Source organism: Pseudomonas sp. SH10-3B (assembly GCF_019891415.1).
Classification (GTDB): Bacteria; Pseudomonadota; Gammaproteobacteria; order Pseudomonadales; family Pseudomonadaceae; genus Aquipseudomonas.
The window spans coordinates 31,185-37,783 of the sequence record NZ_JAFLXD010000056.1; the positions used below are offsets into that span (position 1 = coordinate 31,185).

The window sequence follows — 6,599 nt, forward strand, 5'->3', positions numbered from 1 at the left end:
GTCAGTTGATGCATCGGGTGCTGACCCAGTGCTATCGGGGGCAAGCCCCCTACCACCTATGAACTCCATCAAAAAAGCCAAACCACTTTTCATGGTCATTTATGCACACTTCTAAGCTCCGCAAAACCGGCATGCTTGCAGTCTTGGCCGTTGCCATCGGCCTTATCGTCTACACGGTCCAGGCGCCCGCCGACGCCCCGCAATACCTCACCGCCAGTGTCGAACGCGGCGATATCGAAAACGCCGTGTTAGCCACGGGCGTGCTTGAAGGCGTCAAGCAAGTCGACGTCGGTGCCCAGGTCTCCGGGCAGTTGAAGTCACTCAAGGTCAAGGTCGGCGATAAGGTGAAGAAGGGCCAGTGGCTCGCCGAGATTGACCCGTTGATCCTGCAAAACACCCTGCGCAAGGCCCAGGTGGATGAGGAAAACCTCCAGGCCCAGCGCCGGGCCACGGCGGCGCAGCTCAAGCAGGCCAGGTCGGTGTACGAGCGCTACAAGGGCTTGCAGGATGACGAATCGGTGTCGCGCCAGGACTTCGAGGACGCCGAGTCGACGTTCCAGGTGCAGCAGGCCAACCTGTTGTCCCTGGATGCGCAGATCAAGAGCGCGCATATCCAGATCGACACCGCCAAGGTCAACCTGGCCTATACCCGCATCGTCGCGCCCATCGACGGCGATGTGGTGGGCATTGTCACCCAGGAAGGCCAGACGGTGATCGCCAGCCAGTTGGCGCCGGTGCTGTTGAAGCTGGCGGACCTGGACACCATGACGGTCAAGGCCCAGGTCTCGGAGGCCGATGTGATTCATATCAGCCCCGGCCAGCAGGTGTATTTCACCATCCTCGGCGAAGCCGACAAACGCTACTACGCCAAGCTGCGCGGCACGGAGCCGGCGCCGCAGAACTTCCTCGAGACCCAGACCGCCGGCACGCCCAAGCAAAACACGGCGGTGTTCTACAACGCGCTGTTCGACGTGCCCAATCCCGACCATCGCCTGCGCATCGCCATGACCGCCCAGGTGCGCATCGTGCTCGACACCGCCCAGGCCGCGTTGATGGTGCCGGTGGCCGCGCTCGGGCCGCGCAACAACGATGGCAGCTACTCGCTGCGGGTGCTGGACGCCAAGGGCAAGGCGGTGTCGCGGGATGTGAGGACCGGCATCAATAACAACGTCAAGGTGCAGGTCCTGGAGGGCTTGGCCGAGGGTGACAAGGTGGTGATCGGTGACGCATCGCCCGCCGTGGCGGGGAACTGACGGATGACCCAGCCACTGTTGGAACTCAAGGGCATCACCCGCAGTTTCATGGCCGGCGAGCGTGAATTCATTGCGCTCAAGGGCATCGACCTGACCATTCATGCCGGGGAAATGCTCGCGATCATCGGCGCCTCCGGTTCAGGTAAGTCCACCCTGATGAATATCCTCGGCGGCCTGGATTACGCCACCGCCGGCAGCTACAAGATCAATGGCATCGAAACCCGCTCGTTGGGCGATGAGCAACTGGCGGAACTGCGCCGCGATTACTTCGGTTTTATTTTCCAGCGCTACCACTTGCTGGCGCACCTCAGCGCCCTGCACAACGTGGAAATGCCGGCGATCTACGCGGGCACCCCGCAGACCCAGCGCCACAGCCGCGCACGGGAGTTGTTGGAGCGACTGGGCCTGGCCAGCCACACCAGCCACCGCCCCAGCCAATTGTCGGGCGGGCAGCAACAACGGGTGAGTATTGCCCGGGCCTTGATGAACGGCGGGGAGGTGATCCTCGCCGACGAGCCCACCGGGGCCCTCGACACCCACAGTGGCAAGGAGGTGATGCGCATCCTCGCCGAGCTGCACGCAGCCGGGCACACGGTGATTATCGTCACCCATGATCCGAAAGTGGCGGCCAATGCCCAACGCATCGTTGAGGTCTGCGACGGCGAAATCATCAGTGACAAGGCCAACCACAGCAGTGGCCTGGACGTGCCTGCCGAGGCGCCGATCGAGGCCAGGCGCAGCGGCGCGCGCCGATTGGTGGCGAGCCTGGGGCTGTTCAAGGAGGCGTTCAACATGGCCTGGGTCGCGCTGGTGTCCCATCGCATGCGCACCTTGCTGACCATGCTGGGCATTGTCATCGGCATCACCTCGGTGGTGTCGATCTCGGCCATCGGCGAAGGTGCCAAGCGCTATGTGCTCAAGGACATCCAGGCGATTGGCAGCAACACCATCGATATTTTCTCCGGCACCAGTTTCGGCGACAGCCGCGCCTCGGCGATCGAGACGCTGATGCCCTCGGATGTGGAGGCGCTGAACCGGCTCTACTACGTGGACAGCGCGACCCCGGTGGTGGGCCGCAACCTGCTGCTGCGCTTCGGTAACATCGACCTGGACGCCCAGGTCAATGGCGTGAGCGACCGTTACTTCAAGGTCAAGGGGCTGAAACTCGAAGCCGGCATCGCCTTCAGCGAAAGCGATGCGCGACGCCAGGCCCAGGTGGTAGTGATCGACCACAATACCCGCCATCGCCTGTTCGGACCGAACGTGGACCCGCTGGGCCAGGTGATCCTGGTGGGCAACCTGCCGTGCACGGTGATCGGGGTGACGGCGGACAATAAAAACATGTTCGCCGCGAGCAAGGCGCTCAACGTGTGGGTCCCTTACGAAACCGCAGCGGGACGTCTTCTAGGCCAACGCCATCTGGACAGCATCACCGTGCGCATCAAGGACGGCCAGCCGAGCAAGGTGGTGGAAGACAACGTCAACAAGCTCATGTTGCAACGGCATGGCACCAAGGATTTCTTCACCAACAACCTCGACAGCATCATGCAGACGGTGCAGAAAACCAGCCGTTCCCTGGCGTTGCTGTTGTCGTTGATTGCGGTGATCTCCTTGCTGGTGGGGGGCATTGGCGTGATGAATATCATGTTGGTGTCGGTCACTGAGCGCACCCGCGAGATCGGTATTCGCATGGCGGTGGGCGCAAGGCAGTCGGATATTCGCCAGCAGTTTTTGGTGGAAGCGGTGATGGTGTGCTTGATCGGCGGGATGATTGGCATCTCGCTGTCCTTCGCCATCGGCTATCTGTTTTCGTTGTTTGTGAAGGAGTGGGAGATGGTGTTTTCCCTGGGCTCGATTGTCACGGCGTTTGCCTGTTCGACGCTGATCGGCATTGTGTTTGGCTTTGTGCCGGCGCGGAACGCGGCGCGGCTCGATCCGATTGAGGCATTGGCCAGGGACTGATTTCTGTCAGAGGGTGAATGTGGGAGGGGCTAGCCCGCTCCCACATTTTTTTCGGTGGTGGATTAAAGACTGGTCGTGTCGTCGGTGGCGTACATCCAGCGCAACAGCGAATGCCGTCCGCTGATCCCCAGTTTGATCGCTGCCCGCTTGAGGTAGCTTTCAATCGTGTTGACCTTCAATGCCAGTTGTTCCGCCAGCTCGGGTGCCGTACGCCCGGCCAGCAGGCCTACACACACCTCCAGCTCGCGGTTGGAGAGGGTCAGCCCCGATTGCACCAGACGTTCTTGAATGCGCCGGCGCAGGGTATCGAGGCCCTGGTTTTGCGATGGGAGTGGGTCGCTTTCATTGCGGCATGGCTGAATCGCGGCGATGTGTTTTTCCACCAAGGGCAACAACAGCGTGGAGAAGTCCTGCAGCATGCTGCGTTCCTGGGGCGAAAAACTGTCTGACTGGTGCGAGCGGTACACCGACAGGACGTAGCGCACATCGTCCTTGCGGCGTGTGAGGTGCAATTGGGCGGCGGGTTGTGCTTCGCCCAGGGCCGCCACCGAATCGGTGTAGACCGGGCTGATCTTGCGGCGGGTGTGTCCTTCGGGACTCACGCGCAATTGGGTGATATGAGTGGCGTCCACTGCCAGTTGGGTGAGGATCAGGTCGTGCAGCATGCGTGGGAAATCGCGACTGCCGGTGCTGGCGATGACCTTGCCTATATGTGGGAACAGGTGTGAGTTCATCAGTTCGTCCATGAGTGTTGAATGCAGGACGTATGCTAGTACAGCCTGGCGGCGGTATGGGGATCCAATCGGCAAAAAACCAGATTAAGCACGGCCAACGGCGGTCGGATCAACCCGGCCACCGTTGTGGGAAAGGAGCAGCCCAAGCGTGGGGCTTATCTCACGGCCTGTGCCGTCATCAGCGTTTGGCGGGGCACGGCGCGGGTGCACTTGGCGAGTGCTTGCTGCACGTCCGCCAACAGGTCGGCAACGTCCTCAAGCCCGACGGATAAACGCACCAGGCCTTCGCTGATACCGTGGTGCGCCCGCTCTTCAGGGGTGTAGGTGCTATGGGTCATGCTCGCCGGGTGCTGGGCCAGTGATTCGGCGTCGCCGAGGCTGACGGCGCGGGTGAACAGCTTGAGGGCATTCATGAAGCGTCGACCGGTGTCGATCCCGCCCTTGAGTTCGAAGGCGATCATGCCGCCGGCCTGGCTCATCTGCCGCGCCGCCAATTCGTATTGCGCGAAGCTACGCAGGCCCGGATACGTCACCCACTCCACGGCCGGATGTGCCTGCAAGGCTTCTGCCACGGCCTGGGCGTTGCTGCAATGGCGGTCCATGCGCAGGGCCAGGGTCTTGAGGCCGCGCATCAACAGCGACGCGTCCTGGGGCGACATCACCGCGCCGGTCAAGTCCTTGAGGCCTTGCAGGCGAATGCGCTGGGCCAGGGCGTGGTTGCTGACGGCGATGCCGGCAGTGATGTCGCCATGGCCGCTGAGGTATTTGGTGGCCGAGTGCACCACCACATCGGCGCCCAACTCCAAGGGGCGTTGCAGGTACGGCGTGCAGTAGGTGTTATCGACCACCACGGTGACGTTAGGCTGTTGATGGGCGAGGGCGGCCACGGCGGCGATGTCCACCAGTTGCAGGTTGGGGTTGGCTGGGGTTTCGCAGTAGATCATGCGCGTGGCGGGGCTGAGCGCCGCTTGCAGGGCGGCCAGGTCGGTGAGGTCCACGTGGCGCACCTTGATGCCGAACTCGCCGATACCGTGATGCAGCAGGGCGAAGGTGCAGCCGTAGAGCGTCTGGCTGACGATCACCTCATCGCCTGGGCGCAGCAGGGTCCAGAACGTCGCGGCAATCGCGCCCATGCCGGAACTGAATGCCACCGCCGCCTCGCCGTTTTCCAGGGTGGCCATGCGCGACTCCAGCAGCGCCAGGGTCGGGTTGGAAATGCGCGTGTAGAAATGGCCGCTGGCCTCACCGGCAAAACAGGCGGCGCCGTATTCGGCTGTGGGAAAGGCAAACGTGGCCGACAGGTAGATCGGCGGCACGAGCGCGCCGTGGTGGTCCTTGGGGTCGTAACCGTGGTGGATGGCACGGGTGGAAAAGCCGAATGCATTGTGTTTATTGTTCATGTCGGACGCTCCTTATTTCCTACAATGCTATGCTTATAACCACGGCTGGATTTTGCAAACTTTGCCGATAAATCCCGCGTCTTGGGATGAAAACACGCTAAAAACAATAAACAGAGGCACGCTATGCCCGTCACGCTGGATCGCACCGACAAAGCGTTGTTAAACGCCCTGCAAGGCAATGCCCGTTTAACCGTGGCCGAGCTGGCCGACCGCGTGTCCCTGACCACCTCACCGTGCTGGCGGCGGGTCAGGCACCTGGAGGAGAGCGGGGTCATCAGCGGCTACCAGGCGATCCTCTCGCCCAAGGCGCTGGGGTATGGGGTGACGGCGTTTGTCAGCATCATGATGGAGAGCCACACCCAGGAAATCGCCCGCGCGTTTGAGCAGCGCTTGTTGGATATTCCGGAAATCGTGGCCTGTCATAACGTGTCGGGGCGCTATGACTTCTTGCTGGAGGTGGTGGCGAAGGACCTGGAGTCGTTCGGCGAGTTTGCGCGGGAGGTGTTGCAGACGCTGCCTTGCGTCAAGGAGATCTATTCGAGTTTTTCCTATAAATCGGTGCGGCCGTTGCGGGTGATTCCATTGCCGGGTTGATTGCACACCGCCCCATTGGTCACCTGTTCTTCCCCGCAATTGGCTATTTCTCCCGTACGGCCCGGTGGCTAACCTAGCCACCACTTCCCACCGTTCCGGAGTTCCTCATGCAAGCCCGTACCGATTTCTACACCGCCTCCCCAGACGCCATGAAAGCCATGCTCGCCCTGGAAGCCGCCGTCGGCAAACTCTCCATTGAATTGCCACTGCTGGAACTGATACGCCTGCGTGTGTCGCAGATCAACGGCTGCGCGTTCTGCCTCGACATGCACACCGCTGATGCCCGCAAGGGCGGTGAGACCGAGCGTCGCCTGTACACCCTGTCGGCCTGGCGCGAAACGCCGTTCTTCACCCCACGTGAACGTGCGGCATTGGCCTGGGCCGAGAGCCTGACGCTGCTGAGCCAGACCCACGCCCCGGACGCAGACTTCACCGCGCTCGCCGCCGAGTTCAGCCCCCAGGAGCAAGTCGACCTGAGCGTGGCCATCGCCACCATCAACAGCTGGAACCGCCTCGCGGTGGGGTTTCGCAAGATGCCTAAATAAGGAGGTTGAAGACGGCTCTTTGTGGCGAGCGGGCTTGTCCCGTGTTGGGCTGCGCAGCAGCCCCATTAAAAAGAACGCGGTGTATCAGACACTCTGTAGCGGCTGGTTTTG

Annotated in this window: 6 protein-coding genes; 4 read left to right on the top strand and 2 right to left on the bottom strand. The window is 61.9% G+C overall.

Annotated features, from left to right (window positions below; translation table 11 throughout):
• The first annotated feature begins 101 nt into the window (after positions 1-101).
• Together macA and J1G35_RS27405 are read left to right on the top strand one after the other, a co-directional pair.
• Positions 102-1,253 (top strand): macrolide transporter subunit MacA, encoded by a 1,152-nt coding sequence (macA, locus tag J1G35_RS27400; RefSeq protein WP_053133410.1) that lies wholly within the window; start codon positions 102-104, stop codon positions 1,251-1,253.
• A 3-nt stretch (positions 1,254-1,256) separates the two neighbouring features.
• A complete protein-coding gene (locus J1G35_RS27405; protein WP_223016559.1) occupies positions 1,257-3,215 on the top strand; it encodes a MacB family efflux pump subunit in 1,959 nt (652 codons plus the stop codon).
• A gap of 62 nt (positions 3,216-3,277) precedes the next feature.
• On the opposite strand, the gene J1G35_RS27410 is transcribed toward J1G35_RS27405, so the two are convergent.
• Both J1G35_RS27410 and J1G35_RS27415 read right to left on the bottom strand, forming a co-directional pair.
• Positions 3,278-3,949, bottom strand: coding sequence for a helix-turn-helix transcriptional regulator (locus tag J1G35_RS27410; RefSeq protein ID WP_172681478.1), 672 nt, complete (start codon positions 3,947-3,949; stop codon positions 3,278-3,280).
• A 155-nt stretch (positions 3,950-4,104) separates the two neighbouring features.
• Complete coding sequence (locus J1G35_RS27415) at positions 4,105-5,349, bottom strand: methionine gamma-lyase (RefSeq protein ID WP_053133401.1); 1,245 nt, start codon at positions 5,347-5,349, stop codon at positions 4,105-4,107.
• Between the two features lie 123 nt (positions 5,350-5,472).
• Here J1G35_RS27415 and J1G35_RS27420 point away from each other — a divergent pair, with 123 nt between their 5' ends.
• Together J1G35_RS27420 and J1G35_RS27425 are read left to right on the top strand one after the other, a co-directional pair.
• Positions 5,473-5,943, top strand: coding sequence for an Lrp/AsnC family transcriptional regulator (locus J1G35_RS27420; RefSeq protein WP_053133399.1), 471 nt, complete (start codon positions 5,473-5,475; stop codon positions 5,941-5,943).
• A 107-nt stretch (positions 5,944-6,050) separates the two neighbouring features.
• Positions 6,051-6,488 (top strand): carboxymuconolactone decarboxylase family protein, encoded by a 438-nt coding sequence (locus J1G35_RS27425; protein ID WP_053133396.1) that lies wholly within the window; start codon positions 6,051-6,053, stop codon positions 6,486-6,488.
• Positions 6,489-6,599: the final 111 nt, after the last annotated feature.